The organism is Mycobacterium sp. 1245805.9, from assembly GCF_001672915.1.
Classification (GTDB): Bacteria; Actinomycetota; Actinomycetes; order Mycobacteriales; family Mycobacteriaceae; genus Mycobacterium.
The window spans coordinates 23461-50443 of record NZ_LZKR01000107.1 but is presented as its reverse complement, the minus strand read 5'-3'; the positions used below and the strand labels follow the sequence as shown (position 1 = coordinate 50443).

General features: G+C 68.2%; 26 protein-coding genes and 1 tRNA gene. 12 read left to right on the top strand and 15 right to left on the bottom strand.

The genetic code is table 11. The features are described from left to right. The coding region (locus tag A9X00_RS31930) for a hypothetical protein (protein ID WP_232006833.1) at nucleotides 1-270 on the bottom strand (270 nt) is incomplete at its 3' end. Nucleotides 271-364: 94 nt separating this feature from the next. On the opposite strand from A9X00_RS31930, the gene A9X00_RS15640 reads away from it, so the two are divergent. From A9X00_RS15640 to A9X00_RS15625, 4 genes are all read left to right on the top strand, one after another. Beyond that, on the top strand, nucleotides 365-1420 hold the full coding sequence (locus tag A9X00_RS15640; RefSeq protein WP_067154953.1) for a poly-gamma-glutamate hydrolase family protein: 1056 nt from the start codon (nucleotides 365-367) through the stop codon (nucleotides 1418-1420). 24 nt (nucleotides 1421-1444) lie between these two features. Beyond that, entirely contained in the window at nucleotides 1445-2269 is an 825-nt protein-coding gene (locus A9X00_RS15635) for an LLM class F420-dependent oxidoreductase (protein WP_082975317.1), read from the top strand. Between the two features lie 42 nt (nucleotides 2270-2311). After that, nucleotides 2312-2384, top strand: a tRNA-Arg gene (locus A9X00_RS15630). Nucleotides 2385-2581: 197 nt separating this feature from the next. Then, the gene (locus A9X00_RS15625) at nucleotides 2582-3133 is read left to right on the top strand and encodes a PE family protein (RefSeq protein ID WP_067154950.1); all 552 of its coding nucleotides are present in this window, start codon (nucleotides 2582-2584) and stop codon (nucleotides 3131-3133) included. A 271-nt stretch (nucleotides 3134-3404) separates the two neighbouring features. Here A9X00_RS15625 and A9X00_RS15620 read toward each other — a convergent pair whose 3' ends face one another. Both A9X00_RS15620 and A9X00_RS15615 read right to left on the bottom strand, forming a co-directional pair. After that, a complete protein-coding gene (locus tag A9X00_RS15620; protein ID WP_067154947.1) occupies nucleotides 3405-4205 on the bottom strand; it encodes a DUF732 domain-containing protein in 801 nt (266 codons plus the stop codon). A 122-nt stretch (nucleotides 4206-4327) separates the two neighbouring features. Beyond that, complete coding sequence (locus A9X00_RS15615; protein WP_082975316.1) at nucleotides 4328-5782, bottom strand: DUF4185 domain-containing protein; 1455 nt, start codon at nucleotides 5780-5782, stop codon at nucleotides 4328-4330. Nucleotides 5783-6120: 338 nt separating this feature from the next. Here A9X00_RS15615 and A9X00_RS15610 point away from each other — a divergent pair, with 338 nt between their 5' ends. The 4 genes from A9X00_RS15610 (at nucleotide 6121) to A9X00_RS15595 (ending at nucleotide 10953) form a co-directional block, all read left to right on the top strand. After that, nucleotides 6121-7512, top strand: coding sequence for an MFS transporter (locus tag A9X00_RS15610; RefSeq protein WP_067154944.1), 1392 nt, complete (start codon nucleotides 6121-6123; stop codon nucleotides 7510-7512). A gap of 224 nt (nucleotides 7513-7736) precedes the next feature. Next, on the top strand, nucleotides 7737-8957 hold the full coding sequence (locus A9X00_RS15605) for an acetyl-CoA acetyltransferase (protein ID WP_067154941.1): 1221 nt from the start codon (nucleotides 7737-7739) through the stop codon (nucleotides 8955-8957). A gap of 2 nt (nucleotides 8958-8959) precedes the next feature. Further along, entirely contained in the window at nucleotides 8960-10474 is a 1515-nt protein-coding gene (locus tag A9X00_RS15600) for a carotenoid oxygenase family protein (RefSeq protein WP_067154938.1), read from the top strand. 2 nt (nucleotides 10475-10476) lie between these two features. Then, nucleotides 10477-10953 carry a VOC family protein gene (locus A9X00_RS15595; protein WP_067154935.1) on the top strand — a complete coding sequence of 159 codons (477 nt, stop codon included), beginning with the start codon at nucleotides 10477-10479 and terminating at the stop codon, nucleotides 10951-10953. A 3-nt stretch (nucleotides 10954-10956) separates the two neighbouring features. On the opposite strand, the gene A9X00_RS15590 is transcribed toward A9X00_RS15595, so the two are convergent. The 8 genes from A9X00_RS15590 to A9X00_RS15555 all read right to left on the bottom strand — a co-directional run bounded on the left by A9X00_RS15590 (nucleotide 10957) and on the right by A9X00_RS15555 (nucleotide 19069). After that, the gene (locus A9X00_RS15590; RefSeq protein ID WP_067154932.1) at nucleotides 10957-11382 is read right to left on the bottom strand and encodes a hypothetical protein; all 426 of its coding nucleotides are present in this window, start codon (nucleotides 11380-11382) and stop codon (nucleotides 10957-10959) included. A 49-nt stretch (nucleotides 11383-11431) separates the two neighbouring features. Then, nucleotides 11432-12205, bottom strand: coding sequence for a VOC family protein (locus A9X00_RS15585; RefSeq protein WP_067154969.1), 774 nt, complete (start codon nucleotides 12203-12205; stop codon nucleotides 11432-11434). An 88-nt stretch (nucleotides 12206-12293) separates the two neighbouring features. Beyond that, nucleotides 12294-12767, bottom strand: a complete 474-nt coding sequence (locus A9X00_RS15580; protein WP_067154929.1) for an SRPBCC family protein — start codon at nucleotides 12765-12767, stop codon at nucleotides 12294-12296. 5 nt (nucleotides 12768-12772) lie between these two features. Further along, nucleotides 12773-12958 (bottom strand): antitoxin, encoded by a 186-nt coding sequence (locus A9X00_RS15575; RefSeq protein ID WP_067154925.1) that lies wholly within the window; start codon nucleotides 12956-12958, stop codon nucleotides 12773-12775. Between the two features lie 34 nt (nucleotides 12959-12992). Then, nucleotides 12993-15380 carry a cation-translocating P-type ATPase gene (locus A9X00_RS15570; protein WP_067154922.1) on the bottom strand — a complete coding sequence of 796 codons (2388 nt, stop codon included), beginning with the start codon at nucleotides 15378-15380 and terminating at the stop codon, nucleotides 12993-12995. Next, nucleotides 15377-16957: a serine hydrolase gene (locus A9X00_RS15565; RefSeq protein ID WP_067154919.1), complete on the bottom strand. Its 1581-nt coding sequence runs from the start codon at nucleotides 16955-16957 to the stop codon at nucleotides 15377-15379. The genes A9X00_RS15570 and A9X00_RS15565 overlap by 4 nt, the downstream gene beginning before the upstream one ends. Before the next feature lie 253 nt (nucleotides 16958-17210). After that, complete coding sequence (locus A9X00_RS15560; protein ID WP_067154916.1) at nucleotides 17211-18329, bottom strand: MBL fold metallo-hydrolase; 1119 nt, start codon at nucleotides 18327-18329, stop codon at nucleotides 17211-17213. Nucleotides 18330-18334: 5 nt separating this feature from the next. Continuing rightward, nucleotides 18335-19069, bottom strand: a complete 735-nt coding sequence (locus A9X00_RS15555) for an enoyl-CoA hydratase (protein ID WP_067154913.1) — start codon at nucleotides 19067-19069, stop codon at nucleotides 18335-18337. A 26-nt stretch (nucleotides 19070-19095) separates the two neighbouring features. Here A9X00_RS15555 and A9X00_RS15550 point away from each other — a divergent pair, with 26 nt between their 5' ends. Continuing rightward, complete coding sequence (locus A9X00_RS15550) at nucleotides 19096-20589, top strand: carboxyl transferase domain-containing protein (RefSeq protein WP_067154910.1); 1494 nt, start codon at nucleotides 19096-19098, stop codon at nucleotides 20587-20589. 11 nt (nucleotides 20590-20600) lie between these two features. Here the strand turns inward: A9X00_RS15550 and A9X00_RS15545 are convergent, their stop codons facing one another. Further along, nucleotides 20601-21170: a TetR/AcrR family transcriptional regulator gene (locus tag A9X00_RS15545; protein WP_067154907.1), complete on the bottom strand. Its 570-nt coding sequence runs from the start codon at nucleotides 21168-21170 to the stop codon at nucleotides 20601-20603. A 101-nt stretch (nucleotides 21171-21271) separates the two neighbouring features. Between A9X00_RS15545 and A9X00_RS15540 the strand changes: the two genes are divergently transcribed. The 3 genes from A9X00_RS15540 to A9X00_RS15530 are packed head-to-tail and all read left to right on the top strand — an operon-like array spanning nucleotide 21272 to nucleotide 24540. Beyond that, nucleotides 21272-22411 carry an FAD-dependent monooxygenase gene (locus tag A9X00_RS15540; protein ID WP_067154904.1) on the top strand — a complete coding sequence of 380 codons (1140 nt, stop codon included), beginning with the start codon at nucleotides 21272-21274 and terminating at the stop codon, nucleotides 22409-22411. Nucleotides 22412-22469: 58 nt separating this feature from the next. Next, nucleotides 22470-23180 carry a two-component system response regulator PrrA gene (gene prrA / locus A9X00_RS15535; RefSeq protein ID WP_142276448.1) on the top strand — a complete coding sequence of 237 codons (711 nt, stop codon included), beginning with the start codon at nucleotides 22470-22472 and terminating at the stop codon, nucleotides 23178-23180. Between the two features lie 19 nt (nucleotides 23181-23199). Further along, the gene (locus A9X00_RS15530) at nucleotides 23200-24540 is read left to right on the top strand and encodes a HAMP domain-containing sensor histidine kinase (RefSeq protein ID WP_067154901.1); all 1341 of its coding nucleotides are present in this window, start codon (nucleotides 23200-23202) and stop codon (nucleotides 24538-24540) included. A 10-nt stretch (nucleotides 24541-24550) separates the two neighbouring features. On the opposite strand, the gene A9X00_RS32780 is transcribed toward A9X00_RS15530, so the two are convergent. Genes A9X00_RS32780 through A9X00_RS15520 form a run of 3 tightly spaced genes read right to left on the bottom strand, consistent with a single transcriptional unit; the run spans nucleotide 24551 to nucleotide 26894 of the window. Continuing rightward, entirely contained in the window at nucleotides 24551-25756 is a 1206-nt protein-coding gene (locus A9X00_RS32780; RefSeq protein ID WP_369830755.1) for a hypothetical protein, read from the bottom strand. Continuing rightward, nucleotides 25756-25905: a hypothetical protein gene (locus tag A9X00_RS31355; protein WP_197515182.1), complete on the bottom strand. Its 150-nt coding sequence runs from the start codon at nucleotides 25903-25905 to the stop codon at nucleotides 25756-25758. The genes A9X00_RS32780 and A9X00_RS31355 overlap by 1 nt, the downstream gene beginning before the upstream one ends. 11 nt (nucleotides 25906-25916) lie before the next feature. Beyond that, complete coding sequence (locus A9X00_RS15520) at nucleotides 25917-26894, bottom strand: OmpA family protein (protein ID WP_067154898.1); 978 nt, start codon at nucleotides 26892-26894, stop codon at nucleotides 25917-25919. Between the last annotated feature and the right edge of the window lie 89 nt (nucleotides 26895-26983).

The following is a 26983-nucleotide window of genomic DNA, read 5'->3' as shown; positions in this document are numbered from 1 at the left end:
GCCCCCTGTCGTGCTGCCCCCGCCCGTCGTGGTGCTGCCGCCGCCGGTGATCCTCCCGCCGCCGGTCGTGTTGCCGCCGCCGCCCGCGGGGACGCACCCGGTGCCGCCGCGGTACCCGCCGCCGTCGCCGCCGAAAGCGCCGCCCCCCTCCGGGACGCCGGCTCCACCACCTCGGCCGCTCCCTCCGCCTAAGCCGAACCCGCCGCCGCCGCCACCGCCGTCGAGTGCCGGACCGATCCTTCGGTGACCGGCACGTAGCGCCCGGGTCATCCCGTACGGCACTATGGGAACGTCGTCGTCCGTGGAGAGGCTCGCGGGAGTTAGCTTGGTCGAAGTTCTCAGCGCCCAGACGGTGACCGCCTAGATGCCGGCCCGCCGGCACCCCTATTTCGCATACGGGTCGAATCTGTGCGTCAGGCAGATGGCGCTGCGCTGCCCCGACGCCGCGGATCCGCGCCCAGCGGTGCTGGCCGACCACGACTGGCTGATCAACCAGCGCGGCGTGGCCACCGTCGAGCCGTTCGCCGGCAACGAGGTGCACGGGGTGTTGTGGCAAGTGTCCGACGACGACCTGGCGACGCTGGACAGCGCCGAGGGCGTGCCGGTGCGGTACCGGCGCGACCGGCTGACCGTGCACACCAGCGACGGGCCGTCGCCGGCCTGGGTCTACATCGATCACCGGGTGATCCCGGGCCCGCCCCGACCGGGTTATCTGCCCAGGATCATCGACGGCGCCGCGCAACACGGGCTGCCGCAACGATGGATCGACTTTCTGCGCCGCTGGGATCCGTCCCGCTGGCCCCGACCCGTCGCCGCGACGACCCCTGCACCGCAATCACTTTCGGCGTTGTTGAGCGAGCCCGGCGTGACCGAGGAGAGCCGGCTGCGCTCGCGTTTCGGTTTTCTCGCCATCCATGGGGGCGGCCTGGAGGAGATGACGGACGTCATCGCCGAACGCGCCGCCGAGGCCGCCGACGCATCTTTGTATGTGGTGCGCCATCCCGACCGCTACCCGCACCACCTGCCGTCGGCCCGCTATGACCCGGACGAGTCCCCGTTGCTGGCAGAGTTTCTCGACCATGTCGACGTCGCCGTCTCGCTGCACGGCTACGGCCGCATCGGGCGCGGCACCCAGCTGCTCGCCGGGGGACGCAACCGCGCGCTGACGGCCCACCTGGCGCGGCATGTCCGGCTGACCGGCTATCAGGTGGTCACCGACATCGACCACATCCCGGTGGAACTGCGGGGCCTGCATCCCAACAACCCGGTGAACCGGGTGCGCGACGGCGGGACCCAGCTGGAACTGTCGGTCCGGGTGCGGGGCCTTAGTCCGCGCAGCCCGCTGCCGGGCGCCGACGGCTTGTCGCCGGTCACCTCTGAGCTGGTGCGGGGCCTGGCGGCCGCCGCGCGTTCCTGGTAAGTGTTTCTGGTCATCGAACGGAGGTTGTTGGTGGGCAAGGATTTTCGCTTCGGGTTGAGCATGCGGTTCTTCAAGTCGCGCTCGGCGTTGGTCGACAAGGTGAAGCGGGCCGAAGATCTCGGATACGACATCTTGTGTGTGCCAGACCATCTCGGCGCGGCGGCGCCGTCGCCGACGCTGACCGCGGTCGCGATGGTGACGAGCAGGATCAAGCTGAGCATGTATGTGCTCAACGCCGCGTTCTACAAGCCGGCCCTGCTCAGCAGGGACCTGCAGGCTCTCGACGTGCTCAGCGATGGCCGCCTCGAGATCGGCCTCGGCACCGGCTATGTCAAGGAGGAATTCGAGGCCGCCGAGCTGCCGTACCCTAGCGCCGGCGCGCGCGTCGACTACCTCGAACACATGACGACATACCTGAAGGAACATCAGCCCACGACGCCGATCCTCATCGCCGGCAACGGCGACCGGGTCCTGACGCTGGCCGCCCGGCACGCCGACATCATCGGGCTGACCGGCGCCAGGGTGCACGACGTCGACGACCCGCTGGCCGAACGCATCGAGTTCGTTCGCAACGCCGCGGGTGACCGGTTCGACGCGCTGGAGCTGAACATGGTGATCACCGCGATGCCGCGCGAGGGTGAGAGCGCACCCGATTTGAGGATGACCCGCCAGTACGCGCCGGACCTGTCCGATGAGCAGTTGCTGTCCATGCCGTCGGTGCTCAGCGGGTCACCCCGCGAGATGGCGGACACCCTGATTGGGCTCCGCGAGAAGTACGGCCTGAGCTGCTTCACCGTGCAGGACAACAACCTCGACGCGTTCGCGAAGGTCATCGCCGAACTGCGGTGAGCCGTCGCCGCGCGTGCTGTCCCCGGTAAGCTCAGCCCGTCCGCCCTCGTAGCTCAGGGGATAGAGCACGGCTCTCCTAAAGCCGGTGTCGCAGGTTCGAATCCTGCCGGGGGCACTGGCTTATTTTTGCAGCTCAGAGGCTATTTCTGACAGCCACACCAACAGGGGACGTGCGATTAACGTGCGATTGTCTCGGCGGCGTGGCACGTGGTTAGCAAAGTCCGCGCACGTAGTCGATTACTTAAGGTGGCCCCGTCGTTTCGTGCGAGGCTGCATTGCAGCACTACCCGCCGCTTTCCAGGAGGTTCAGAGATGTCGGCTGTGATCGCGGTGCCCGAACTGATGGACCAGGCGGCAATGGACTTGGCGACTATTGGCGACACGCTCAACGCGGCGCACCTGACGGCGGCGGCCGCAACGACGCAGGTGCTGCCTGCCGCCGCCGATGAGGTGTCGGCGGGTATCGCACACCTGTTCCCCGGTTATGGCCAGGAGTATCAGGAGCTGGCCGGGGAAGCGGCTGCGTCTTATGAGCAGTTTGCCCAGCACTTGACTGCCAGTGCGGGCGTGTATGCAGGCGCTGAGGACGCCATCGCTGCCTTTTTTCAGGACTTCACCATTTGGGCCAATTTGTTCACCGATCCTGCCACATCGCCTTTACTTCCACTGCTATTCCTTTTTCTAATACTAATCTTATTCGCTATTATAATTCCACTTTTAATCGCTATTTCCATTCCACTTCTTGGCGTTGCATTGCCACTCGTCCTCGCCGTTGCGCTGCCACTCGGCATCGCCACTATAGCGTTATTATTCGGGGCGTCCATTTTGGGCGTGCTTTTGGTGGGACTTGGTAAGGCTCTTTAGACGGGTGTCGCAGGTTTCGGTGACCGCGCTCTTTGGCGGCGCGTTGTTCGCGGCGGCGGGCATTCGCAACTGGTGACTGTGATCGACAGTGCTATCGAAAAGCGCACGTTACCATCACGTTTCAGAGATGCACTGCCGTTATCCTTTCCCAATTTCGGTCTGATCAATGTGTTTCGGCTGATGCGTGACAGTTACTTCGGCTGATCCTTGACACTCCACGTATAAGAGAGTTGATCCTCTGAGCCCAGGCACCAAGTCGAGATGACTGGGACTACTGCTGACCCGGAATGGGCGGCAGGCCCTCCCGAATGTCCTGCAAATTGCCTTGAATCCCCTGCAGATCACGCTCGATGGCCTGCAGACTCGAGAGGGCGTTTTGGAACCCCGTCTGGAGGTGCTCCTGGCCGGAAGGTTGGTACTGAGGGCAGTACGCGACGATGGCACCGGCCGCGACGCTGGCGCTTTGATTGGCGTCCCAGATCGTCGATTGCTGCAGGACGCGGACGGCCTCTGAGAAGTCGGGCTGGTTCGCTAGGAACTCGCAGACCGCGTGCCCGTGGCTCGTCACGTACTCGTTACTCGGAACCGGCACGCCATCCTGTTTGAGCGCGCCGATGAATGCCCGGTCGACTATCTCCAGTGACGGAGCGTGCGCTACCGGCGCGGCGGGGCTGGGTTGAGCAACCGGCGGCGGCGGGGCGGCCGCCGGGGGCGGGGCGGCCGACGGTAATGCTGGGTCGGCCGACGGCGCCGGGTCCGATCTATGCGCGGCGAACATGACCGCCACGACAGCGGCGGCGACGGCCAGTAAAGACAACGGCAGCGCCGCGAGGGGAACGATGCGGCGACGAGAACGCTTGCGGCCTCGGGACGCGTTGCGCGGCGATGAAGTCTCGGTGGGCACCGCAACCTCGTCGATCGGCTCGGTTTCGATGACCTCGACGGGGTGGCCCAAGCGCTCGTCGAGCAGCGCGTCGATGTCCCGGATCGACGGCCGATTCTGCTCACCCATCGATTGGCGCCCAAGAGCGATGAGCCGCAACTCTTGGTCGATCGCCTCCCGATCGCGCATATCAACCAGTCTGAGGGTGTGACGACGTTGCAGCAAGCCCCGGTGACTGCTGACAACGCGTGTCCGCTTGGTCCGATGGTGGCGACCCGCTGCGCCCGGCTACGCCGCGCTTGCGATCGCCACTATGGCAGAACGGTGTGCATCAACATCACGTCGTACGCCGACCACAGCGACAGGTTGAAGTACAGGTCCCGCCCCGACGACCACGGATGGATCATCGGCGCGTAGATGCCGCCTGGCATCTGGAACGACGACACCAGCGGTTGCTCTCCGCTCCACGGTCCGGTCGGCGTCGGCGCGGTCCGCGCCACGACGTCGTTGCTGCCACCGTTGGTGTAGAGCACCAGGTACTGCTTGAGGTAGGTGTTGTACTGCGCCGACATCTCCCCGACCGGCCCGGGCCACAGCGGCGTCGCCGCCCCGGGATTAGCGGCCACCCAATGTCCGCCGTTGTCGCCGTTCCAGTACTGGTACTTGCTCAGGTCCGGCAGGTAATTCGGGGGCACACGGGACAGGAACGCCGCACCGCCGCGCCCCGACGGGGTGCCGAACTGGTAGATGTAACCGTCGTTCCCCTTCATGAACGCGCCCATCTGGAAGTTCTCATTGCCCGGCGTGAACGGAACCCCCGGGATCGCGTCCGGCGACGCCGTGCGAATGCTGCTGGGGAAGATCCCCCAGTTCTGGCCGTTGTCAACGGATCTCGCGATCGCTGAGTAGTTCGTCTGCCATTCCCCATCCCGGCCCCACTGCCGGATGGACATGTAGCTCAGGTATTGGGTTCGCCCGATGGACATGCCGGTGGTCGGAATGATGCCGGTCTCGTGCGGCGCCTTGTGGATCGTGTTGACGACCTGCTTGGAAAGGTTGGACGCCCACACCGGGGAACCGGAATACCTATCGTTGGGCACCCCGTCGGCGATGTGGATTCCGTGCGACAGATCGCGGTCCGAGCTGCGGAACAGCGTGTTATACCGCCATTGCTGGCCGCGGACCTTGCAATAGCCGAACGTGTCACCGAAGGCCATCAAGACCTGGCGGTTGGCGGGATCGCCGTTGTCCCAGATGATCCCGAGGTCGGTCCCGGAGATGCTGAATCGTTGGAGGGTCTTGTTCGGGCCCTCCGGTCCGGTCACCCAGTCGACCAGCGACGTCGGTGCCCCCGCGATATTGGCCGGGGGCGGGGGCGCCGGCTGCGCCGCCGGCTGTGGGACCGGCTGCGGCTGGACCGGGGCCGCGTTGGGCACTTGCGGGACGCCCGGCGCGGGTGGGTTGGGCCCGGGCGGCGGAACGACGCCGGCCTGGGGCTGGATCGGCGCGGAGTAGCGCTGGCCGCCCGTCGTTCCCGGCCTGAGCAACGAGGAAATCAGCGGACCCAGCTTCGGCAGCGGCGCCTGGTCGTTCGTGTGAGTGGGCCGACGTCCGGTCGGCGGTTGGACGACGGGTTGGGGGGCCGGCATCGCAGGAGGCGCGGCTGGGGGGTCGACGTTTGCTTCGGGCGCGCCGCAGGGAGTGGCGTTCGCCGTCGGCGCGGGGCCGACCACGACGAAGAAACCGAGGGCGGTCGCCGACGCCATCGATAACGACACGATCCGGGGAATCGCCGTCAATGTCACACCTTTCCCGGGAGCGGGCCGTCGCAATTGACGTCCGCAGCTGGCTCATGTGACGATAGTGATTCACGGGGCTAATGTGACCAGCGAGCAGCGGATAGGTATGCATCCGTGACCGTGTCGCAACTCATCGGTTTCAGCTCAACCGCGCGCGGCGTGCTTTCTGCCGAGCAGACGCAGAATCGCACCGTACGAGCCTCGTGCGTGCGATTCTGCGTCTGCTCGCGCTATGGGATCTGTAACCCGGGCCAGGTACGCTGCCATCCGCCTGATAAACCCGCGGTCCGCCAGGAGGACATCCGGTGAGTGTCCCTAATCAGTTGCAGCAGGACCCATTCCAAAACCGGACGTTCCTTCGCCGCGTTGTCGCGGCGTCCATGGCCGGCACCGTCGTCGAATGGTACGAGTTCTTCCTCTACGGCACCGCCGCCACGCTGGTGTTCAGCAAGGTGTTCTTCCCGCACAGCGCCAACGACCTCGACGCCATCCTCGCCGCCTTCGTGACCTACGCCGTCGGCTTCGCCGCTCGCCCACTCGGCGGGCTCGTCTTCGGCCAACTCGGGGATCGGTACGGGCGCAAGAAGCTGCTGCAGTTCAGCCTGCTGCTGGTCGGCGCCGTCACCGTGCTCATGGGCTGTCTGCCCACCTTCGCCCAGGTCGGATACTGGGCCCCCGCGCTGCTAGTGGTGCTGCGCTTCCTCCAGGGCTTCGCCGTCGGCGGCGAGTGGGGCGGCGCCGTCCTGCTGGTCGCCGAGCACAGCCCAAATTCCAGCCGCGGTTTCTGGGCGAGCTGGCCGCAGGCCGCGGTGCCCGTCGGCAACATGCTGGCCACGGCGATATTGCTGATTCTCACGTGGACGCTCTCGGACGCGGCGTTCCTGAGCTGGGGCTGGCGCGTCGCGTTCTGGTTGTCCGCGGCCGTCGTGCTGATCGGCTACTACATCCGCACGAAGGTGACCGACGCGCCCATCTTCCTCGAGGCGCAACGGGAGGTCGACCGCACCAAGGCCAGGCAGTTGGGCGCTATCGAGGTCTTAAAGCGTTACCCGCGCGGCGTTTTCACCGCCATGGGCCTGCGTCTCGGCGAGAACACCATGTACTACCTGGTGGTCACCTTCACCATTACCTACCTCAAGGTGCACGTGCACACCAACACCAAGGCGATCCTGTCGTGGTTGCTCATCGCGCACGCCGTGCACTTCCTGGTGATCCCGCTGGCCGGCGGCCTCAGTGACCGATTCGGCAGGCGTCCAATATATTTCGTGGGCGCGGTCTGCGCGTGCACGTGGGGGTTCTTCGCCTTCCCGATGATGGACAGCCGCCGCAACGCGATCATCCTCGCGGCCGTCATCATCGGCCTGGTGTTCCACGGCGTCATGTACGCCGTCCAGCCGGCGGCCATGGCGGAGATGTTCCCGACCCGGATGCGCTACTCCGGGGTGTCGCTCGGCTACCAGGTCACCTCGATCGTCGCCGGTTCGCTGGCACCGATCATCGCGGTTCGCCTGCTCGAGACCTTCAAGTCTTCGGTACCGATTTCCTGGTACCTGGCGGCCACCGCGGCGGTGAGCGCCGTGTCCGCGCTGGCCGCCCGCGAGACCAAGGGCATCGACCTGGCGACCCTCGACCGCGCCGACGCCCAAGCCCTCGGGCAGCAGCAGACCGAGCCCGCGCGAGACGCCGCAGCGCCCTGAGCAGCGCAAAGCCGAATTGCCCCAGGTCAGCGCCAGTTCTGACGATCGGCTGTCAGGTTTAGCCAATTTGTTTGTCGATCACGCCTGGCGGCAATGTTCCAAAAGAGGCGAATGCGTCGGCCGGCCTTCGCGTTCGTCTAGGTCCCGTCGGTTCAGCCCGAGAGCCGACGGGGCCGTCCCTTTTTGGCCACTCGGCCGAACCGTCCAGGAGTAGCGTGCGGCATATGGACGGCTCGACTGGCGTGTGGATACTGGGCGGCTACCAAAGCGATTTCGCTCGCAACCTCACCAAGGAGGGCCGCGACTTCGCCTCGTTGACCGCCGAGGTCGTCGACGGAACGCTCACCGCGGCGAAAGTCGGCGCCGCCGACATCGACGTCGTGCACGTCGGCAACGCGTTCGGCGAGATGTTCGCCGGCCAGGGTCACCTCGGCGCGATGCCGGCCACCGTGTGCGACGAGCTGTGGGACACCCCGGCCTCGCGGCACGAGGCCGCGTGCGCGTCCGGCAGCATCGCCGCGCTATCGGCGATGGCCGATCTGCGGTCGCGCGCCTACGACACCGCGCTGGTGGTGGGCATCGAGCTGGAGAAGACGGTCCCGGGTGACACCGCCGCCCAGCATCTCGGCGCCGCCGCATGGACCGGACACGAGGGCGCCGGCGCTCGCTACCTGTGGCCGTCGATGTTCGCCGAGATCGCCGACGAGTACGACCGGCGCTACGGCCTGGACGACACGCACCTGCGGGCGATCGCGCAGCTGAACTTCGCCAACGCGCGGCGCAACCCCACCGCCCAGACGCGCGGGTGGACGGTGCCCGACCCGATCACCGACGACGACGCGACCAACCCGATCACCGAGGGTCGGCTACGCCGGTTCGACTGCAGCCAGATGACCGACGGCGGCGCGGGCCTGGTCTTGGTCAACGACACATACCTGCGCGACCACCCGGACGCGCGCCCGATCGGCCGCATCGACGGGTGGGGACACCGCACGGTAGGGCTCGGGCTGCGGCAGAAACTCGACCGCGCCGCGGACGACCCTTATGTGGTGCCCCACGTGCGCGCGGCGGTCCTCGACGCCGTGCGCCGGGCGCGCGTGACTCTCGACGACGTCGACGGGTTCGAGGTGCACGACTGCTTCACGCCCAGCGAGTACCTCGCCATCGACCACATCGGGCTCACCGGCCCGGGCGAATCGTGGAAGGCCATCGAAAACGGCGAGATCGAGATCGGCGGCCGGCTGCCCATCAACCCCAGCGGCGGACTGATCGGCGGCGGGCACCCCGTCGGCGCGTCGGGCGTTCGGATGCTGCTCGACGCGGCCCGACAGGTCAGCGGCGCGGCCGGCGACTACCAGGTCGAGGACGCGAAGACCTTCGGCACCCTGAACTTCGGCGGCAGCACCGCCACCACGGTCAGTTTCGTTGTCAGCAAAGGGATTTGATCATGGACGTTGAGATCGTGGGCAAGTATCTTTCGACCCTGCCCGAAGACGACGACCACCCCTACCGGACCGGCCCCTGGCGCCCGCAGACGACGGAGTGGGACGCCGACGACCTCACGGCCGTGGAGGGTGAAATCCCCCGCGACCTGGACGGCATCTACCTGCGCAACACCGAGAACCCGCTGCACCCGGCGCTGAAGACCTACCACCCGTTCGACGGCGACGGCATGCTGCACGTGGTCGGCTTCCGCGACGGAAAGGCCTTCTACCGCAACCGTTTTATCCGCACGGACGGTTTCCTCGCGGAGAACGAGGCCGGCGAGCCGCTGTGGCCGGGGTTGGCCGAGGCGGTGCAACTGACCAAGCGGGAGGACGGCTGGGGCGCTCGCACCCGGATGAAGGACGCGTCGAGCACCGACGTGATCGTGCACCGCGGAATCGCGCTGACCAGTTTTTATCAGTGCGGCGACCTGTACCGGGTCGACCCGTACTCGGCCGACACGATCGGCAAGGAGACCTGGAACGGGCGCTTCCCCAACGACTGGGGCGTGTCGGCGCATCCCAAGGTCGACGGCAAGAGCGGCGAGCTGCTGTTCTTCAACTACAGCAAGCAGGAGCCCTACATGCGCTACGGCGTGGTCGACCAGAGCGACGAACTGGTCCACTACGTCGACATCCCGCTGCCCGGGCCACGGCTGCCGCACGACATGGCGTTCACCGAAAACTACGTGATACTCAACGATTTCCCGCTGTTTTGGGACCCGCGCCTGCTCGAGCACGACGTGCACCTGCCGCGGTTCTACCCCGACATCCCGTCGCGCTTCGCCGTCCTCCCCCGCCGCGGCTCGACAGCCGACATCCGATGGTTCGAGGCGGACCCGACCTTCGTGCTGCACTTCGTCAACGCCTACGAGGACGGCGACGAGATCGTGCTCGACGGCTTCTTCGAGGGCGACCCCCAGCCGCTCGACACCGGGGGAACCAAGTGGGAGAAGCTCTTTCGGTTCCTGGCGCTAGATCGGCTGCAGGCCCGCCTGCACCGGTGGCGCTTCAACCTGGTCACCGGCGCGGTGACGGAGGAGCGGCTGTCGGACTCGATCACCGAGTTCGGGACCATCAACCCCGACTATGCCACGAGCGCCTACCGGTACACCTACGCCGCCACCGGCAAACTCGGTTGGTTCCTGTTCGACGGCCTGGTCAAACACGACGTGCTCACCGGGAACCAGGAGGGCATCTCCTTCGGCGACGGTGTCTACGGAAGCGAGACCGCGATGGCGCCGCGGGTCGGCGGGAGCGGTGAGGACGACGGCTACCTGGTCACCCTGACCACCGACATGAACGCCGACGCCTCGTACTGCCTGGTCTTCGATGCCACCTGCATCGGTGACGGCCCGGTTTGCAAACTCCAACTGCCCGAACGCATTTCCAGCGGCACGCATTCGACGTGGGCGCCCGGCGACCAGCTGCGGCGCTGGCATACCGCGGAGTCGGCGGCCAGCGCGGTCGGGCTGTGACGATGCCGCACCGCCGCCGACACACGCACTGGCCGCCGCAGTTGGCGCCCCTGGGCGGCCTGCGCTTCGCCCGGCGCTCGTCGAACTTCGAAGAGACGGTGCGGTTTTACCGTGAGCTGGTGGGGCTGCCGCTGTATGAGACGTTCGAGGCCAGCTACGGCAGCAACGGCGCGATCTTCGGCCTGCCCAGCTGGAACCTGACGCTGGAGATCGTCGAGTCGGTCGAGCCCGTCGCCGTGGATCCCCACGAACAGCTGTGCCTGTACTTCCCCGACGCCGAGGCGCAGCAGGCCGCGACCGCGCGGCTGCAGGCGGCCGGCCGAATGCCCGTGCAGCAGCACCCGTACTGGGAGGCCACGGGCGCGGTCACGTATCGCGACCCCGACGGGCGCGAAATCGTGTTCGCGCCCTTCGTGTTCGGCGTCAACGAGCCCGAGGACAGCGCGGCCTCGGGCAAGCACGAGTTCCCGTCGGGCTGAGCGTCACCGACGGGAAGTCAGCGCCGTGATCACCGCCATCAGCGAGCACGCCACCGCGAAGGCCGCGCCGACGGCGCCGACGTAAAGGCCGTATTCCGCCGACACCGGCGGGTTGACGTTGAGCTTGTAGTACCACACCGTGAGCCCCACGATCAGCAGCGAAATGACCAGCGCCGCAACCGAAGCAATCTTCGCCGACAGGCCGCGGCCGACCATCGCCCCCGTCACCAGCAGCGTCGAGGACAGCAACACGATGAGCTGTCCCGCGCCGAAGCCCTTCGGCAATATCAGGTTGCCGTGCGTCCCGCCGATGGCGTTGGCCCAGCCCCCGCCGCCCGCCGCCGTCGTCAGCCACGGCATCCAAGTGCTGGCCGAGATGAGCAGCGCGAAAAACGCCACCAGCCAACCAGGGCGCAGGCGGCGAGTCATGGTTGGGAGATTAGCCGACCCGCCCCTGCGCCCGTGTGATTAACGCCCGCTAGCTCTGCAGCGACGACAGGTTGAAGACGACGCCCGTCGGGTCGGTCGCCGCCGCCAACCGTCCGTACGGGGTGTCCTCGGCCGCCTGCACCACCGCGCCGCCGTTGTCGACGATCACCGCCAGCGTCTTGTCGACGTCCTCGGCGCCGAAGAAGATGCTCCAGTTTGACGGCACGCCCTCGGGCAGGAAGGCGGTGCCGTCCATCACGCCGAGCAGCTGTTGGTCGCCGAACGACGCCGTGGTGTAACGGAATTCGTCGGTGTCACCAACCTGCTCGGTCTTCCATGCGAACACCTCGCGGTAGAAGTCGACCGCGGCACGGAAGTCACGCGTGGTCAGCTGGTGCCATACGGGGGAGCCGGCCTCCCCGATCACATTGAAGCCGTGGTGCTGCAACGGCTGCCACAGCCCGAAGAACGCTCCGGACGGGTCGGTCGCCACGGCCATGTGGCCCTTGGCCGGGACTTCCATCGGCCCCATGCACAGCGAGCCACCCGCCGCGGTTATCGCGGACACCGTCGCATTGACGTCCGCGGTGTGGAAGTAGGTGGCCCACTGGTCCGGCGACCCGAACTCGGGGCGGTTGGCCATCAGGCCCGCGACGGGGTGGCCGTCCTTGGCGGCGTTAACGTATCCGCCATACTCGGGCCCGGCGGACTCGAACGTCCAGCCGAACACCGTGCCGTAGAAGTCCTGGGCGCGGTCCAGGTCCGACGTCGTCAGGTCGATCCAGCAGGGTGCGCCCAGCGGCGCGCCGTCACGGGTGGGCACGATGATCTCCTCCTGTAGGTGTCTGGACCCCGTCATCGGGGTTCACACCTATCGACTACCGCCGAGAAGAAAACTCATCGGCGGGCGATCAGCGACGGACGCCGCCGTCACCGTTGGTGTGCGGATCGGCGGCGGTGAACACCCTGACGAAGTTCTGCAGCGATTGGTTGATGTCGCTGCGCAGCGCGGCGGCCACGATCATGCCGATCGGCCCGAACAGCGCGGGACCGCCGAGGTGCACGTCAAAGCCGACGGTGGAGCCCTCGTCCGCGGGCCGCACCTTGGCCATCAGCTTCACCTTGACGCCGCCGACGCCGTCGCCGTTGAGGGTCATGCCTTCGGGCGGCTTGTAGCGCACGACCGTCCACTTGATGCGGTTGTACATGCCCTTGACCTCGACGATCGACTCGACGACCGTCCCCTTGTCGATGTCGTCGGGCAGCGTGCTGCGCCACACCCGGTGGATGGTCAGCCAGTCCTTGTACCGCGACAGGTCGGAGGCGTGCTTCCAGGCCACCTCGGGCGGCAGTGGTACGTCGATCGATCCGGAGAGTTTCGCCATGCGCTCTAGTTGTGGTCGTCGGAGGTGGCGGAGTCGGCGGCCTTCTTCGCCTCTTCCTGCACCTTGTGGATGGTGTCGGAGTACTTGCCCTGCGTCTTGTCGTCGACGAATTCGCCGGCCTTGTCGATCGCCGTTTCGACCTTGTCGGCGTTCTGCGCCAACAGGTCCTTGGCCTTGTCCAGGAATCCCATCTCGCTCCCCTTCCCCGAGGATCCGCCCGGAATTTTACTTGCCGGCCGTCACCGGCTCCCGCCACAGCCGCGGTCGCACCCCCAGCAGCCGGGCCCGGATCCACCACGTCGCCTCGATCGCCGCGGCGCCCACCACCCCGATCGCCACCGCGGCCGACGTCACCCTCGGGTTCGACGGGTCGAGCAGGAACTTCTCCTGCGCCAGCGGGAGGCCGAAGATCACCACGTACGCCAGGGCGGAGAACGCGACCAGCGCCACCCGCCACCACTGGTAGGGCCGCGCCGCCACCGCGAGCACCCACAGCGCGGTCACCAGCAACGTGATCAGTGCCGCCGTCGACGCCTGCTCCTGTTGGCGGAAGTCGGCGTGACGCCCGTGGTAGGCCACCAGGTAGGAGGCGAACGTCGCCGCGCCGACGACGAGGCCGGACGGCAGCGCCGACGACACCACCCGGCGCACGAAGCCCGGGTACGCGCGTTCGTTGTTGGGTGCCAGCGACAGGATGAACGACGGGATGCCGATGGTGAACCACGCCGCGATGGTGACGTGGATCGGCTGAAACGGGTACAGCAGCGGGTCGGCCTTGAGCGGCTTGGCGAGCAGGCATTCGATGCCCACGAACAGCGCCAGCAGCACCGAGTACACCGTCTTGGTCAAGAACAGGCTGGCGACCCGCTCGATGTTGCCGATCACCCGCCGGCCCTCGCCGACGACATACGGCAGCGTGGCAAACCTGTTGTCCAGCAAGACGATCTGCGCGACCGCGCGCGACGCCGGGCTGCCGGCGCCCATCGCGACCCCGATGTCGGCGTCCTTGAGCGCCAGCACGTCGTTGACGCCGTCGCCGGTCATCGCCACGCTGTGGCCGTGCGATTGCAGCGCCCGCACGATGGCGCGCTTCTGGTCTGGCCGCACCCGCCCGAACGTGGTGTGGCTGTCCAGCGCGTCGGCCAACTCGGCCGGGTCCGTTGGCAGTTGACGCGCGTCCATCGTGTCGCCGCGCAGCCCGAGCTTGCCGGCGACGGCGCCGACGGACACGGCGTTGTCGCCCGAGATCACCTTGACCGAGACATCTTGGGCCGCAAAATAATCCAGCGTGTCGCGTGCGTCGGGGCGCACCTTCTGCTCGAGCACCACCAGTGCGACCGGGGTGACGCGGCCCGGCGCGTCGGGGTGATCCACGGCCACCTCGGCGCGACCGAGTAGCAGTACCCGCAGCCCGCGGGCCCCGATGCCCTCGGCGCGTTCGGCGGCCTCCGACGCCGGATCCAGCAGCACGTCGGGCGCGCCGATCACCCAGTCGCCGCGGTCGCCGAAGGACACGCCGCTCCATTTGGTGGCCGATTTGAAAGGCGCAGTCGCGGTGGGGATCCACCCCGGGGGCCGGTCACAGGTTTCGGCGATCGCCCGCATGCTCGCGTTGGGGCGGGCGTCGGCCGCGGCCAGCGAGGCCAGCGCGTCGGCGACCGGTTCGGATTGCGAGAGCTCCTCGACCTCGGAGACCCGCATGCCGCTTTCGGTCAGGGTGCCGGTCTTGTCGGCGCACACCACGTCGACGCGCGCCAATCCCTCGATCGCGGGCAGTTCTTGCACCAGGCATTGGCGTTGGCCGAGCCGGACGACCCCGACCGCGAACGCGACCGACGTCAGCAGGACCAGCCCTTCGGGCACCATCGGCACCAGCGCGCCCACTGTCCGCAGCACCGACTCCCGCCAGCCGGCGTGCGTGGTGAAGAATTGGGTGTAGATCGTCAGCAGCCCGGCCGGCCACAACAGGTAGGTGACGAACTGCAAGATTCGGTTGATCCCGTTGCGCAGTTCGGATTTCACCAGGCTGAACTTGCTGGCCTCCTCGGCGAGCTTGGCGGCATAGGCCTCCGGGCCGACCTTGGTGGCGCGGTAGGCGCCGACGCCGGTGACGACGAAGCTGCCGGACATCACGGCGTCGCCCGGGGCCTTGGTGATCGGGTCCGCCTCGCCGGTCAGCAGCGATTCGTCGACCTCGAGGTTCTCCCCCTCTACGACCTCGCCGTCGACGACGACCTGGTCGCCGGAGCCAAGCTCGATGATGTCGTCCAGCACGACCTCTCCGGGCATCAGCGTGGTGGTCCCGGATTTCCTGCGCACCAACGGTTTCGCCTGCCCGACGATCGCGAGCTTGTCCAACGTCTGCTTGGCCCGGATCTCCTGCACCATGCCGATGACGCTGTTGGCGATGATGAGCAGGCCGAACAGGCCATTGATCACCGAGCCCGTCGCCAGCACGATCGCCAGCAGGACGCCGAGGATCGCGTTGATTCGGGTGAAGACGTTGGCCCGAACGATGGCCGCGACGCTGCGGGTGGCGCGTTCCGGGACGGCGTTGCTCTTGCCCTCGGCGACCCGCTGTGCCACCTCGGCATCGGTAAGGCCCGCGATCATCGGGTGAAGGTTCCCAACTTGTCGGAGTCGAAGTATTCGAGGTTCAGGGCACGGCCGGAAAACACAGCTTTGGAAATCGTTCCGGGCGGGGCGTTTTCGTCCGACACCGGGAAGGTGAAGGTGTCGCCGTCCCAGTGCGCCAAGGTGAACGTCCGATTCTTCGGCCCCAGCGACAGCTGCAGCGCGCCGTCGCGCTCGGTCACGACGGCCGGCCCCCAGTAGTCGCTGGCATAGACGCCGACGTAGTCGCGCAGCGGTCGCGCGGGGGCTGGGTTGGGCGGGGGCTGCTTTCCGACCAGCGATCCTTCCGGGTTGTTCATCCAGCCGATCGCCTGCTTGTACAGCTCGGCCCAGTTTTCCCGAACCTCGCCGTACTGCACCAGATCCATGAACTCGGCGGTCAGCGTCTCCGGCACACCGATCGGTGCCGCGTTCGTCAGCGCGATGATGCCCACATCCTCCGACGGCAGCACCACGAAGTTCGTCGCCGCCCCCAACGCGAAGGCGCCGGAATGGCTGTACTCGGTGCGGCCCGACGACGTCACCGACACATTGAAGCCGTAGCCGTAGAAACCGGAGCGCGCCTTCGGCGTCGTCGCGGGAGACGCGATCACCTGCGCGGTGGTGGCCGGCAGCAGGGCTTCCGGCGAGGCGATCCGCTGGCCCTCGTAGGTCCCGTTGCCCAACAACATGATCAGCCAGTGCGCCATGTCGTTGACCGAGGAGCTCACCCCGCCCGCGGGCGACTGCTGATCCGGATCGCGCTGGAACCGCGGCTCCCACTTGTCGCCGACCTTGACGTGGTTGACGGCGTGGTCGGGCCTGGCGAGGAAGTCGGCGAGCCGCGAACTCGTCGCCGTCATCCCCAGCGGGCGGTACAACACGTCCGCAGACAGGTCCTCCCATGTCTTGCCCGCCGCGGCCGCGACCGCCTCGGCGGCCGCGGTCACACCGAAGTTGGTGTAGGCGTAGCTGTTCCGGAAGGGCGCCAGCGCCAGATACTTCAGGCGGTCGAGCACCTGTCGGCGGTCGTAGCCCAGGGCCTCCAGCTTGTCACCGGCGTGGTCGGGCAGCCCGGACCGATGCGAGTACAGGTCGGCGATGGTCACGTGGCCGGTGACACACGGGTCACGCAGCGCGAACCACGGCAGCCTGGACACCACGGGCGTGTCCCAGGTGACGGCGTTGTCGGCGACCTCGTGTGCCACCACCGTCGACCCGACCGATTTCGATACCGACGCCAATTGAAAGACGGTGTCGGCGTAGACCTTGTTGTCCGGCCCATCGCTCTTGCTTGCGTCCCTGACCCCAAAGCCCTTGGCGTATATGGTCTTACCGCCATGAACGATGGCGACGGCCATGCCGGGGATGCCGGTGCTTTTCATCAGCTCGCCGACCAGGCCGTCGACCTTGGACACGGCCTGGTCGATCCGGCCGGCGGGGATCGCCACGCCCGACACCTCGTTGGGCGGCGCGCCGGACACCGCGGGCGGTGGGGCGGACACCGGACGCGCGGGCCCACACGCCGTCAACGCGAGCAAAACCAGCGACGCGACCGTCGCGGCGCGTTTCGTCATGGCCGCTCACTTTAGCGCGGCGACGGTGCGCGCCGGACTTAACATCCCGGAGCCGCCGCGGACACGACGCGGCGCCACATTTATCTGCAAGAGGGCGCGGCGAAAGGTCTTCGACACGGACTGACCTACAAGGGAATCGCGTCATCTACGTCGGCGACGGCCAAGGCGGCGCCACAGGCGACGGTCGCATAATGGTGGGGCCAACACGATCGGGTGGCGGTGTACGAGCGCGACCAACCCGAGCTCTAACGAGTCAGAGCCGCCACCAGGGATTGAACCTGCGCGGTGCGGCGGGATCGATGCGCTGGCCGGGCAACGGCACGGCCACCTCGACCCTGGCGGGGTCCGCCGCCGCGAGCAACCGCTCGACGGGCTCGGCCCATGGGTGGGGGGCCAGCCGGAAAGTCCCCCAGTGGACCGGCACCAGCAGTCCCGACCCCGAGTCGGTGACGTCCAGGTGCGCGCGAACCGCCTCCTCCGGGTTCATGTGGATGTCCGGCCACGCAGTGTTGTAGGCGCCGATCGGCAACAGGGTCAGGTCGAACGGGCCGTGGTCGGCCCCGATCTGCGCGAAGCTCTTGGTGTAACCCGTGTCGCCGCCGAAATAGGCGCGGTGGCGGGGACCAAGAAAGGCCCACGACGCCCACAGCGTGGTGTTGCGATCGAAGAAGCGGCCCGAAAAGTGCCGCGCCGGCATGCAAATCACCGTGAGCTCGTCGAGCTTGGCGCCCTGATGCCAGTCGAGTTCGATGATGCGGTGCTCGGGAATCCCCCACGCGCGCAGGTGGGCGCCGACCCCGAGCGGCACGAAGAACGGGGCCCGCTGCGTGTATGTCAGCGCCATGACGGTGTCGATGTCGAGGTGGTCGTAGTGGTCGTGGCTGATCACCACCGCGTCGACGGCGGGCAGCCCTTCCAGTTGCACCGGCGGCGGGTGCAGCCGCTGGGGCCCGACGGTGTCCGACGGCGAGCATCGGTTGCTCCAGACCGGATCGGTCAGCACGCGGTAGCCGTCGATTTCCAGCAGCGCGGTCGAGTGACCGAACCAGCTGACCGCCAGCCGGGCGGCGTCGCCGTCGAATATTTCCGGGGCGGCCAGCGGGATCGGCGCCCGCGGACGGCTGCCGCCACGGTTACCCAGGAACTCCCACACGATGAGCCGCAGCTCCTCGCGGTTCATCTTGTAGATCGACGCCGGGTCGAGGTTGACGAACGCGCCGTCGGAATAATGCGGCGACCCCTCCACCACCGCGCGGATCGAGGCGGGCGACGCACCGAGGGCGGCCGGCGCGCCGTGCAGCGCACGCACCAACCAACTGCCGACCGCCAGCGAGGCCGTGCCGGCGGCCAGTCGCAGCGCCCCCCGCGGCATGACTGTCAGGCTCCCTGGAACTTCGGTGGCCGCTTCTCGATCCGCGCGACCTGCGCCTCGACGACGTCCTGACTGGCCCAGGCCCTGTCGAAGAGCTCCTTGTGCTCCGGCCAGGCCTCCTCGATGGCGCCGTCGTCGTTGAGCACCCGCTTGGCGTGCTGGATCGCCAGCGGGGCCAGCTGCGCCACCTCGGCGGCCCAGGCCTGCGCGTCGGCCAACGTCCCGATGCGGTTGACCATTCCGGTCTGCAGCGCCACCTCGGTGGTCAGTTTCTCCGCGGTCAGCAACATCGCGCGGGCACGCCCGTGACCGACCAGCGAAGACAACCGGCGGATGCTCCAGTTGTCAAGGGCCAGGCCGTATTTCGAGGTCGGAAACTGGAAGAACGCGTCCGGTGCGGCGACCCGCAGGTCGCACTGCATGGCCAGCTGCAGGCCGGCGCCGATGGCCGGGCCGTTGATCGCGCCGATCACCGGTATCGGCGCCGCATCCATGACCTTGTGCAGCTCGATGAGCCGGTCTGGGTAGTCGGCGGCGAAGGCGTCGCCCGACAGGTCCGCGCCAGCGCAGAACACGGTGCCCTGCCCGGTGAGCACGATCACGCGCGTCGACCCGTCGTCTCCGGCCTTCTGGATCGCCTCGCGCAACTCGTCGACGAGCTGGGAATTCAGGGCATTGCGGCGCTCGGGACGCTGCAGCTCGATGGTCATAACGGCTTCGGTCTGGGTGACGCCGATCATTCACCCAGCCTATATAGCCTCGTCTGGTGACTCGTATCACGACCGAACAACTGCGGGATGCCGTGCTCGACGAGGGCTCGTTCGTCAGCTGGGACAGCGAGCCGATGACCGTGCCGGTGTCCGAGTCCTATGCGCGCGAGCTCGCCGACGCCCGCGCCGCCACCGGACGGGACGAAGCGGTGCTGACCGGCGAGGGCCGCATATGCGGGCGCCGCGTCGCGGTCGTGGTGTGCGAATTCGACTTCCTCGGCGGCTCGATCGGCGTCGGCGCGGCCGAACGAATCACCGCCGCGGTGGAGCGCGCCACCGCCGAGCTGCTGCCGCTGCTGGCCTCCCCGAGCTCGGGCGGCACCCGCATGCAGGAGGGCACGGTCGCGTTCCTGCAAATGGTGAAGATCGCCGCGGCCGTCACGCTGCACAAACGAGAACACCTGCCCTACCTGGTCTACCTGCGCCACCCGACCACCGGCGGCGTGTTCGCCTCCTGGGGCTCGCTGGGCCACATCACGATCGCCGAGCCCGGCGCCCTGATCGGCTTCCTCGGGCCCCGCGTCTACCAGCTGCTCTACGGCGAGCCGTTCCCGGCCGGCGTCCAAACCGCGGAGAACCTGCAGCGGCACGGGGTTATCGACGGCGTCGTCGCGCTCGACGAGCTGCGCCCGACGCTGGACCGCGCCCTGCGGGTGATCGCCGATCCGCCCGACGCGCCGCCCGCGGCAGCGCCACCGGAGCCGACGCCCGACGTGCCGGCGTGGAACTCCGTCGTCGCCTCGCGACGGCCCGATCGCCCGGGCGTCGGGCACCTGCTGCGGCACGGCGCCACCGACTGCGTGCTGCTGTCCGGCACCGGTCGCGGCGAGGCGGCGACCACCCTGCTGGCGCTGGCCCGCTTCAACGGGCAGCCCGCGGTGGTGCTGGGGCAGCAGCGGATCAGCGGCGGGCTCGTCGGGCCCGCGTCGCTGCGCGAGGCCCGGCGCGGCATGGCGCTGGCCGCCGAGCTGCGGCTGCCGCTGGTGCTGCTCATCGACGCGGCCGGACCGGCGTTGTCGGCCGAGGCCGAGGAGGGCGGGCTGGCCGGCCAGATCGCGCAGTGCCTGGCCGAGCTCGTCACGCTGGAGACGCCGACGGTGTCGGTGCTGTTGGGCCAGGGCAGCGGCGGTCCCGCGCTGGCGATGGTGCCGGCCGACCGGGTGCTGGCCGCGCTGCACGGCTGGCTCGCGCCGCTGCCGCCGGAGGGCGCCAGCGCGATCGTGTACCGCGACACCGTACATGCCCCGGAACTTGCTGGGGCCCAAGGCATTCGGTCGGCCGACCTTTTGGAGTCCGGAATCGTCGACGCCATCGTCCCCGAGCATCCGGACGCCGCGGACGAACCGGCCGAGTTTTCTCAACGGCTGTCGCGCGCCATCGCCGCCGAGGTATGCGCGCTGCGCGAAATACCTTCCGCCGAGCGGCTCTCCGCGCGGCTGGGCCGCTACCGGCGCATCGGCCTACCCGCGAGCAGTCGCAAAAGCCCCTAATCGAGGCCAATTTAGGGGGCTTTTACTTCTGCTCGCGCCGCCTCGGAGAGGTAGCGCTGGACGGTTGGCCCGAGCCAGTCGACGATCTCGTCGCGCGACATCGCGACGACGGGCGGCAGTCGTAACACGAAGCGGCACAACGCCATACCCAGGATCTGGGTGGCGATCAGCCCGGCCCGCACCCCGGATTCCCCGGGCGGCACCAGCGTCGCCACCAACGGCTGCAGCTGGCTGCCGAAAATCTCCTGCATCCGTTGCGCGGCTTCGCCATTGGTGGCGCTGGACCGCAGCAGGATGACCAGCGCATCGTCGCCCTCCCAGCGTTCGAGGAAATGACGGACCACCGACCGCCCGATCTGCGAGCGCTCCCCCTCGGCGAATTCCGGGAACCTGAGGTCGAAGTCCGCCGCCGCGGCGAACAGCTTGTCCTTGCTGCCGTAGTAGCGCATCACCATCGCGGGATCCACCCCGGCGTCCGCCGCGATCGCCCGAATGGTCGCCGCCTGGAAACCGGACGCGCCGAACCGCTCGCGCGCCGCCGCCAGGATCGCCGCCTTGGTCTGCTCCGAAGATCTCCTCATGTCAACAATTGTAGGCCAACAAGTGTTGACATCACCCGCTCGCCGCGCCACCATGGAGTTATGCCAACAAGCGTTGACCTAAGAAATGAGAGGAGCCGACCATGAACGACACCGACGTCCTGGTGGTGGGCGCCGGACCGACCGGCCTGGCATTGGGCGCTTCCCTGATCGCCAACGGGGTCCGCGCCGTCGTCGTGGACGCGCTGGCCGAGGGCCAGAACACCACCCGCGCGGCCGTCGTGAACGCCCGCACGCTCGAGGTGCTCGAAGAGCTCGACGTGGCCCGCCGGATGGTCAAGGCGGGGCTGATCGCGCCGCGATTCACCATGCGGGCGGGCCGGCGGATCCTGATCCCGGTCGACTTCAGCGCGCTGCCGACGAAGTATCCGTTCAGCTTGATGCTCTCCCAGGCCGACACCGAACGCCTGCTGCTGGAACGGCTGCACGAACTGGGCGGCCAGGTGATCCGGCCCAAGACCCTGAGCCGCCTCACGCAGGACGCCGACGGTGTCACGGCCGTCTTCGACGACGGCGACACCATCCGGGCCGGCTACGTCGTCGGCGCCGACGGCATGCACAGCACGGTGCGCGAACAGGCCGGAATCGGTTTCGCCGGAAGCGAATTCGCCGAATCCTTCGCGCTCGCCGACGTCCGGCTGGCCGGCCCGGCGCCCCGCGACGAGGTGATCCTGTTCTACGCCAAGGAAGGCCTGACCGTGGTGGCTCCGCTGCCCGGCGGCATTTTCCGCATCGTCGCGCCGGCCGCGGACGCACCGAAGACGCCGTCGGTCGAATTCGTGCAGGCGCTGCTCGATTCCCGCACCTTCGGATCCGGCGAGTTGGTGGTCACCGAGCTGCTGTGGGGGACACGGTTCCACATCCACCACCGGGTCGCCGACACCTACCGGGCCGGCCGGGTGTTACTGGCCGGCGACGCCGCCCACGTGCACAGCCCCGCCGGCGGCCAGGGCATGAACCTCGGCATCACCGATGCGATCGCACTGGCCGGCGCGCTCACCGAGGTGCTGGGCGGCGGCCCCGACACGGCCTTGGACGCCTACGCCACCACCCAGCGGCGATGGGCCGAGCAGGTGCTGACACTGACCGGGCGACTGACCCGGATGTCCACCCTGCCGCGCCCGTTGCGCCCGATCCGCAACTCGGTGATACGCCTGGCCGCGCAGGTCCCCGCCGTGCGACGGAAGCTCGCGGTCCAGCTCAGCGGCCTGAGTCGCCGGTGATTGCGGCCGGTCGCGGCTGAGCCGCGCCTCCCACCGCCACCGCGGACAATCAGGCAAGATGGGCGGCATGGACACTGGTCCCACCTCGCCCCGGGTCTTGGTCGTCGACGACGACTCCGACGTACTCGCCTCGCTGGAACGTGGCCTGCGCTTGTCCGGATTCGAGGTGTCGACGGCGGTCGACGGCGCCGAGGCCTTGCGCAGCGCCACCGAGACGCGCCCGGACGCGATCGTCCTCGACATCAACATGCCCGTGCTGGACGGCGTCAGCGTCGTCACGGCGCTGCGGGCCATGGACAACGACGTGCCGGTGTGCGTGCTGTCCGCGCGCAGCTCGGTCGACGACCGGGTGGCGGGGCTGGAGGCTGGCGCCGACGACTACCTGGTCAAGCCGTTTGTGCTGGCCGAGCTGGTCGCGCGGGTCAAGGCGCTGCTGCGCCGCCGCGGCTCCACCGCGACCTCTTCGTCCGAGACCATCACGGTCGGCCCGCTGGAGGTCGACATCCCTGGCCGCCGGGCCCGGGTCAACGGCGTCGACGTCGACCTGACCAAGCGCGAGTTCGACCTGCTCGCGGTGCTGGCCGAGCACAAGACCGCGGTGCTCTCGCGCGCGCAACTGCTGGAGCTGGTGTGGGGCTACGACTTCGCCGCCGACACCAACGTCGTCGACGTGTTCATCGGGTATCTGCGTCGCAAGCTGGAGGCCAACGGCGGTCCGCGGCTGCTGCACACGGTCCGCGGAGTCGGGTTCGTGCTGCGAATGCAGTAGTCATGCAGTAACCACAGTCATGAACCTTCTGTCCCGGATCTTTGCCCGTACGCCCTCGCTGCGGACCCGGGTGGTGCTCGCGACGGCCATCGGCGCGGCGATTCCGGTGCTGATCGTCGGCGCCGTCGTCTGGGTCGGGATCACCAACGACCGCAAGGAACGGCTGGACCGCCGGCTCGACGAGGCCGCCGGCTTCGCGATCCCCTTCCTGCCGCGCGGTCTCGACGAAATCCCGCGCTCACCGAACGACCGCGACGCGATCATGACGATCCGGCGCGGGAACCTGGTCAAGTCGAATTCCGACGTCACGCTGCCCAAACTCGACGTCGACTATGGCGACGCCTACGTCAACGGGGTGCGCTACCGGGTCCGGACGGTGGAGATACCCGGGCCGGGACCGAGCTCGCTGGCCGTCGGGGCCACCTACGACGCCACCCTCGCCGAGACCAACAACCTGCACCGACGGGTGATGTTGATCTGCGGGTTCGCCATCGGCGCTTCCGCGGTGTTCGCCTGGCTGCTGGCCGCGTTCGCGGTGCGCCCGTTCAAACAGCTCGCCCAGCAGACCCGATCGATCGACGCGGGAGACGAGGCGCCGCGGGTCGAAGTGCACGGCGCCAGCGAGGCCGTCGAGATCGCGGAGGCGATGAGGGGGATGCTGCAGCGCATCTGGGACGAGCAGAACCGGACCAAGGAGGCGCTCGCCTCGGCCCGTGACTTCGCCGCGGTGTCCTCCCACGAGTTGCGCACCCCGCTCACGGCGATGCGCACCAACCTCGAGGTGCTCACCACCCTCGACCTGTCCGACGACCAACGCAAAGAGGTGGTCAGCGACGTCATCCGCACCCAGGCGCGCATCGAGGCCACCCTGAGCGCGCTGGAGCGGTTGGCCCAGGGCGAACTGTCGACGTCCGACGATCACGTGCCGGTCGACATCACCGAGTTGCTCGACCGCGCGGCGCACGACGCCATGCGGGTCTACCCCGACCTCGACGTCTCCCTGGCACCGTCGCCGACCTGCATCATCGTCGGCCTGCCCGCCGGGTTGCGCCTCGCCGTCGACAACGCGATCGCCAACGCCGTCAAGCATGGCGGCGCCACCCGGGTCCAGCTGTCGGCGGTCAGCTCGCGCGCCGGGGTCGAGATCGCCGTCGACGACAACGGCAGCGGCGTCCCGGAGTCCGAGCGCCAGGTGGTGTTCGAGCGGTTCTCGCGCGGATCGACGGCCTCGCATTCGGGGTCGGGCCTGGGGTTGGCGTTGGTGGCCCAGCAGGCGCACCTGCACGGTGGGACGGCCTCGCTGGAAGACAGTCCGCTGGGCGGGGCGCGGCTATTGCTGCGCATCCCCGCGCCGACCTAGACCGTCGGAGTTACCTTCTCGAGCTCTTGCGCCACGGCGTGAAACAGGCCCGCGCGGCGGCCGCCTCGTCCTTGAACCAGACCTGCGCGACGGTCGGGTCGTAGGCCGGATCGTCGGGGGTGTAGTAGAGCCGGGTATCCGAACGGCCCTTCACCACCCATCCCGCCGGTCCGCCGCCATCCGGGGTGGCGCGAGCGGAGCCCGGGCCGTACGGCTCGTACGGCAACACCGGGGTCCACTTCGTCTCCGACTGCGCGGCGGCCGGGGCCGGCTTCGCCGGGCGTGCCTTGGCGCCCGGCGGCCTCTTGCCCGGCGGAACCTTCCGCGGCGGCGGCCTTTTGCCGGCGGGGGTTTTCTTCGTCGGCGACCCCTTGGCGCCCGGGCGGGCCTTCTTCGCGGGGGCTTTCTTCGCCGCCGGTCGCTTGCCCGTCGGCGCCTTCTCGACGGTCGGTTCCGGCTTGGAAAAAAGCCCCCGAAGGAACGAAAACCCGGTCTTGCGTGGCTCTTCCGCGGCGGCTTCCGGCGGTTCGGGAGCGACGGGAATCTCTGTGGTCTCCGGCTCCGGCTCGACCGGGATCCTGGCGGTCGGCTCTTGATCGGCGGGAATCTGTGTCGTCTCGGGCTCCGGCTCGACCGGGATCATGGCGGTCGGCTCTTGATCGGCGGGAAGCTCCGTCGCCGCGGACTGCGGCTCTTGATCGGCGGGAAGCTCCGCGAGCTCGGCCAGCCGATCGATCGGGATAATTTCCGTCGCCGCGTCGTCGGCGGGCCGCGCCCGCTTCGGCAGGAACCTCCGGAAGGATCGGGCGGGCTTCGGCGGTTCCTCCGCCGCCGGAGTCGTAGCCGGCGGCTCGTCCGCGGGCGGATTCTCCGTCACCTCGGACGGTTGCTCGACGGGGATCATCGCGGTCGGCGGCTCTTCCGCGGCCGGAATCTTCGTCGTCGCAGGCTCTTCCGCGGCGGGAGGCTTCGGCGACAACAAGTCATGCTGGGCGGAAATCGTCGTCGTCGGCCGCTCCTCGGCAACCGGAACCGTCTCCTGCTCGACGGGGATCACGGTCGTGGGCCGCTCGGGCTCGGTGTCTGTGGTAGCCCCGTGGGCACTCGTCGCCCCCACCGGCACTTGACGTTTGACGGGACGCACCCGCAGCGCGAGCGTCAACACCAACCCCGTCACGAAGGACAGGGCGAACAGCCACCAGTGCACGTGGTCCATCACTCGTCGTCCATCTCCGGCCGGTTCGCGGCGGCGGGGATTTCCTCAACGATGACGCGCTTGTTCAAGATGTTGGCGATCACGAGGGCGACGGCCGAACCCGTCAGGAACGCGAGCAGGTACCACAACCACTGGATCACGAAATCCATGCCGGATCTCCTTAACTCACAACGATTTCGACGCGACGGTTCTTGGCGCGACCATCGACCGTGTCGTTGGGGGCGACGGGATTGACCGAACCGAGACCCTTGACGACGAGCACCGTGCCCGCGACGCCGTTGGCAACCAGGAAGTCAGCCACCCGCTGGGCCCGTTGGCTGCTCAATGAGATGTTGATCGCCTCGACGCCGGAGTTGTCGCTGAAGCCGTTGATCGCCACGTGCGCGGCCGGGCATGCCTTGAGCCGGCCCGACACCTGAATCAGGATCTGGTTGTCGGCCGGGGTCAGGCTGAACCCGTCGTTCGCGAACGTGATCGGCCCGCCCGTCACCGCATTGATCGCCGACTGCAGATCGGCGCATTGGCCCGCAGCGGGTGGCACCGGCGGCGGAACCGGCCCAGTAACCACAAGCTTGTCAACGACCTTCAGGGTGGACCAGGTGCGCGCTGCCTCCTGACTGACGGCGTTCTTCTGGTCTGGCGATGCCGCGGTGCCCGCCAGCGTGATCGTGTCCCCGTTGACCACGAGGCTGAAATCGGGAATCGAGGCGCTGTCTTTGAATATCGGTGCGGCCTTGGCGAAATCGAGCGCGTCGATGTTGGGATTGATGTGGATCTGGTCGATGACGTTGACGCCCGGGGGCAGCGAGCCCTTGACGGCGTTCAGCAGGGCCGCCTTGGCGGAGTCGTCGGGAAAGCCCCCGACGAGCGTGACGTCGTTGCCGATGCGGGTGATCGACAGGGGCGCCAGGGATAGCTTGGGGGCGGTGGACGTGCTCGACGCCGCCGGCGCCGGGCCGCCCGCCCCGTGGGCAGGTCGCGGTTGATCGAACGCGCCGTAGCCGATCCCCGCTATCAGCAACGGAATTACCGCCACCGCGATCAGCCAGGGAAGGCCGGCCGACGGTCGGTGAATCTCCGGCGCCGGCGTCGAGTCGGTGCTTGCGGCAGGATGCCGCAAACCCGTGCCTACCCCCACGTTTACGTCTCCCCTCGGTTCGCTCCCCCGACGTTTACATCTTCCAGGCGATATGCAGCCTACCCAGTCCGCGCGGCAACGCCTGGCAA